At 72.9% G+C, this 4,427-nt stretch carries 3 protein-coding genes and 1 pseudogene; 1 reads left to right on the top strand and 3 read right to left on the bottom strand.

Features of this window, described 5'->3' with window-relative positions; all coding sequences use genetic code 11:
- Nucleotides 1-227 (top strand): annotated as a pseudogene (locus G3I19_RS34765) (serine/threonine protein kinase); the annotation flags it as partial.
- Nucleotides 228-298: 71 nt separating this feature from the next.
- On the opposite strand, the gene G3I19_RS34760 reads toward G3I19_RS34765, so the two are convergent.
- The 3 genes from G3I19_RS34760 to cobT form a co-directional block, all read right to left on the bottom strand.
- Complete coding sequence (locus G3I19_RS34760; RefSeq protein WP_164267683.1) at nucleotides 299-1,117, bottom strand: RNA methyltransferase; 819 nt, start codon at nucleotides 1,115-1,117, stop codon at nucleotides 299-301.
- A gap of 54 nt (nucleotides 1,118-1,171) precedes the next feature.
- Nucleotides 1,172-2,404: a uroporphyrinogen-III C-methyltransferase gene (gene cobA / locus G3I19_RS34755; protein ID WP_164267682.1), complete on the bottom strand. Its 1,233-nt coding sequence runs from the start codon at nucleotides 2,402-2,404 to the stop codon at nucleotides 1,172-1,174.
- Nucleotides 2,405-2,576: 172 nt separating this feature from the next.
- Nucleotides 2,577-4,427: nicotinate-nucleotide--dimethylbenzimidazole phosphoribosyltransferase (gene cobT / locus G3I19_RS34750; RefSeq protein WP_239075034.1), on the bottom strand; the 1,851-nt coding region annotated here is incomplete at its 5' end.

The following is a 4,427-nucleotide window of genomic DNA, read 5'->3' as shown; positions in this document are numbered from 1 at the left end:
CGTCGTCGGCCCCGCACAGTGGCGCGCGGCCGGGACCGCCGCGCAACACCACCCGGTCGGGCGGCCGTACGAACAGCCGCCCCGGGGCCAGGTCGGGCACCGGCCGGCCGACCTCGTCCGGCCGCAGGACCGGGCCGAGCCCGCGGATGATGCGGCAGCGGCTGATCGTCTTCGTCGTGGTGACGCTGATCGTCCTGCTGGGGATCGCGGCCGCTCAGAAGTTCTGAGCCGCAGCAGGCCGGATCGGTCCGGTCGGCCAGGCTCCGGTCGGTCAGTCCGGTCAGTCCGGTCAGTCCGGTCAGGTCTGCGGGCGGCCCGTCGCCACCGCGTAGAAGGCGACGGCGGCCGCCGCCCCGACGTTCAGCGAGTCCACGCCGTGCGCCATGGGGATCCGTACCCATTCGTCGGCGGCGACGAGGGCCTGCGTCGAGAGCCCCTCGCCCTCGGCGCCGAGCATCAGCGCGACCCGGTCGACGCGGTGCGGCGCCGCCTCGTTGATGTCGGACGCCTTCGCGTCGGGGGTGAGGGCGAGCAGCTTGAAGCCCGCTTCCCGTACGGTCTCAAGACCCTTGGGCCAGGATTCGAGGCGGGCGTAGGGCACCGCGAACACCGCGCCCATGGAGACCTTGACGGAGCGCCGGTAGAGCGGGTCGGCGCAGTCGGGCGAGAGCAGCACCGCGTCCATGCCGAGCGCCGCGGCGCTGCGGAAGATCGCACCGATGTTGGTGTGGTCGTTGACCGACTCCATGACCACGATCTTGCGGGTCCTGGCGAGGAGTTCGTCGGAGGTCGGGAGCGGCTTGCGCTGCATGGAGGCGAGGGCGCCGCGGTGCACGTGGTAGCCGGTCACCTGCTCGGCGAGCTCGGGGCTGACGGCGTACACCGGGGCCGGGACCTCGTCGATGACGTCGCGCATGACGTCGACCCACTTGGCGGACAGGAGCATCGACCGCATTTCGTATCCGGCGAGCCTGGCCCGGCGGATGACCTTCTCCCCCTCGGCGATGAAGAGGCCCTCGACGGGCTCGCGCCTGCGCCGGAGTTCGACATCGGTCAGGCCCGTGTAGTCACGCAGACGCGGGTCTTCGGGGTCATCGACAGTGATGAGATCAGCCACAGGGTGATACTGCCTTGTCCTGGATGAGGTGCCAACGGCTGGGCACGGAACGGTTCATGGGCGGCCGGACGGCGGTCCGACCCGGACGACGGGGCCGATGACGATGACGGCGGGCGGGCGTACCCCTTCGGACCTGGCCTTCTCGCCCACCGTGGCGAGCGTCGCGTCCACCCGGCGCTGGGCGGCCGTGGTGCCTTCCTGGACGAGCGCCACGGGGGTGTCCTGACTCTTTCCGTGGGCGATCAGGGCCTCGGCGATGGCGCCGATCTTGTCGACGCCCATCAGGACGACGAGGGTGCCGCGCAGCGTGGCCAGGGCGGCCCAGTCGACCAGGGACCGCTCGTCGTCGGGGGCGACATGACCGCTGACGACGGTGAACTCATGGGCGACACCGCGGTGGGTGACCGGGATCCCGGCGGCTCCCGGGACGCTGATGGAGCTGGAGATGCCCGGCACGACCGTGCACGCGATGCCGGCGGCGGCCAGCGCCTCGGCCTCCTCCATGCCCCGGCCGAAGACGAACGGGTCACCGCCCTTGAGCCGGACGACGGCCTTGCCGGCCCTGGCGTGTTCGATGAGTGCGTTGTTGATGGCTTCCTGCGCCATGAACCTGCCGTACGGGATCTTCGCGGCGTCGATGACCTCGACGTGCGGGGGCAGTTCGTCGAGCAGGTCGCGCGGGCCGAGCCGGTCGGCGATGACGACGTCCGCCTCGGCGAGGAGGCGCCGGCCGCGCACCGTGATCAGGTCGGGGTCGCCGGGGCCGCCGCCGACCAGGGCGACACCGGGGGTGTGGACGCGGTTGCGCGGGGCGGCGAGCGTTCCGTCGCGCAGGCCCTCCACGACGGCGTCGCGCACGGCCGCCGAGCGGCGCGGGTCGTGGCCGGTGAGGACGGCCACGGTCACGCCTTCGCTGCGTCCGGTGGCGGGCGTCCAGGCGGTGGCGGCCGCGGCGTCGTCGCTCCGTACGCACCAGATCCGGTGGCGCTCGGCCTCGGCCGACGCCTCTTCGTTGGCCGCGGTGTCGCCGGTCGCGATCAGTACGTACCAGGCGCCGGCCAGGTCGCCGTCCGCGTAGGCGCGCCGCTCCCAGCTGATCTCGCCCGCCGACACCATGGCCTCGACGGAGGGGGTGGCGGACGGTGAGATGAGCAGGATGTCGCCGCCTGCCGCGATGAGCGCGGGGAGGCGGCGCTGCGCGACCTGTCCGCCGCCGATGACGACGACGCGCCGGCCGGAGAGACGGAGTCCTACGGGGTAGGCGGGGTAATCGGCGTGCTCGGCCATGGCGTGGCTGGCTCCTCGCGCGGGGAGTGGGGCTGCGTACACACCGCTGCGACGGCGAAGCGGCTGGTGGGAGAGGGGTCGGCTCCCCGGGACACTGTACGGTCCGGGGGGTCCTGACGGGGGTGAGGGGCCGGGATCAGCGATCCCGGCCCCTCACCCGCGTTCGCTGCGGCTACTTCTCCGTGACACCCGCGGAGTCGAAGGTGGCCACTTCGTGCATGGCCCTGGCCGCGCTCTGGACGACGGGCAGTGCGAGCAGCGCGCCGGTTCCCTCGCCGAGGCGGAGGTCCAGGTCGACCAGCGGGCGCAGGCCCAGCTTGTTGAGCGCGGCGACATGGCCGGGCTCGGCGCTGCGGTGGCCCGCGATGCAGGCGGCCAGTGCCTCGGGGGCGATGGCGCGGGCGACCAGTGCGGCGGCTCCGGCGCTCACCCCGTCCAGGATCACCGGCGTACGCAGCGAGGCGCCGCCGAGCAGGAAGCCGGCCAGCGCGGCGTGTTCGAGGCCGCCGACCGCCGCGAGGACGCCGATCGGGTCGGCCGGGTCGGGCTGGTGGAGTTCGAGGCCGCGCCGGACGACATCGACCTTGCGGGCGTGCATCTCGTCGTTGATCCCGGTGCCGCGGCCGGTGACCTCGCTGGGGTCCTGGCCGGTGTAGACGCAGATCAGGGCGGCAGAGACGGTGGTGTTGGCGATGCCCATCTCACCGGTGAGCAGCACCTTGTTGCCCGCTGCCACCAGATCGCGGGCGGTCTCGATGCCGACCTCGATGGCGGAGAGCACTTCTTCGCGGGTGAGGGCGGGGCCGGTGGTGAAGTCGCCGGTCCCGGCGCGGACCTTGCGCGGCAGCAGGCCCGGTGTGGCCGGGAGTTCACCGGCGACACCGACGTCCACGACGCAGACCTCGGCGCCGACCTGGTTGGCGAAGGCGTTGCAGACCGCTCCGCCGCCGAGGAAGTTGGCCACCATCTGGCAGGTCACTTCCTGGGGCCATGCGGTGACGCCCTGCGCGTACACCCCGTGGTCCCCGGCGAAGATCGCGACGGCGGCGGGCTCCGGGATCGGCGGCGGGCACATCCGGGAGAGCCCGCTGAGCTGGGCGGAGATGATCTCCAGCATGCCGAGGGCGCCGGCGGGCTTGGTCATCCGCTTCTGCCGGTCCCACGCCTCACCGAGCGCCTTGGCGTCCAGCGGCCGGATGTTGGTGATGGTCTCCTGGAGCAGGTCGTGCGGCTCCTCGCCGGGCAGCGCACGGCGGCCGTACGTCTCCTCGTGCACGACCCAGGACAGCGGGCGGCGCTTGGACCAGCCCGCCTGCATCAGCTCGGGCTCCTCGGGGAACTCGTCGACGTACCCCACACAGAGGTAGGCGACGACTTCGAGGTGCTCGGGCAGGCCGAGGGCGCGGACCATCTCGCGCTCGTCGAAGAAGCTGACCCAGCCGACGCCGAGGCCCTCGGCGCGGGCGGCGAGCCAGAGGTTCTCGACGGCGAGGGCCGAGGAGTACGGCGCCATCTGCGGCTGGGTGTGCCGGCCGAGGGTGTGGCGGCCGCCCCGGGTCGGATCGGCGGTGACGACGATGTTGACCGGGGTGTCGAGAATCGCCTCGATCTTCAGTTCCTTGAACTGCTTGGCGCGGCCCTTGGGAAGCGACTTGGCGTACGCCTCGCGCTGGCGCTGCGCCAGTTCGTGCATGGAACGGCGGGTCTCGGCGGAGCGGATGACCACGAAGTCCCAGGGCTGGGAGTGGCCGACGCTCGGCGCGGTGTGCGCGGCTTCGAGCACGCGCAGCAGCACCTCGTGCGGGATGGGGTCGCTGCGGAAGCCGTTACGGATGTCACGGCGCTCCCGCATGACCCGCAGGACGGCTTCGCGCTCGGCGTCCTCGTAGCCGGGGGCGGCGGTGGTCACGGGCTCGGCATCGGCCTCGGCATCGGTCCGGGACTCGGCGTCGGCCTGCGGCTCGGCGCCGGCCTCGGCGGGCTGCTGCCCGGCGGTCGCGGCCTCGGTGGCTTCGCTGTCCGC

It is taken from the genome of Streptomyces sp. SID10853 (genome assembly GCF_010548145.1).
Lineage (GTDB): Bacteria > Actinomycetota > Actinomycetes > Streptomycetales > Streptomycetaceae > Streptomyces.
Note: the sequence above shows the minus strand (reverse complement) of the source record. Positions and strands in the feature narration are given on the sequence as shown.